The organism is Stenotrophomonas sp. STEN030 (assembly GCF_056759995.1).
On sequence record NZ_JBRREB010000123.1, the window covers coordinates 1 to 288 of the forward strand.

The window sequence follows — 288 nt, forward strand, 5'->3', positions numbered from 1 at the left end:
GACGATGACCTACTCTCGCACAGCTTAGGCTGCACTACCATCGGCGCGGCTACGTTTCACTTCCGAGTTCGGGATGGGATCGGGTGGTTCCATAGCGCTAATTTCATCAGGAAGACGGTTTGAGCAGCGCGTTGCGCCGGCTCCAATGCGTTTCCTTGCGGAACTAACCCAGGCACAAAAACACCTGGCTTACATAAAAAGACAAACCCCGCTGCGTGAGCAGCGGGGTTCTTAGATAAAACCCTGACGATGACCTACTCTCGCACAGCTTAGGCTGCACTACCATCG

Annotated in this window: 1 rRNA gene; it reads right to left on the reverse strand. The window is 54.5% G+C overall.

From position 1 onward, the window contains the following. A 5S ribosomal RNA gene (gene rrf, locus ACVOLR_RS20055) occupies positions 1-111 on the reverse strand; the annotation flags it as partial. Positions 112-288: the final 177 nt, after the last annotated feature.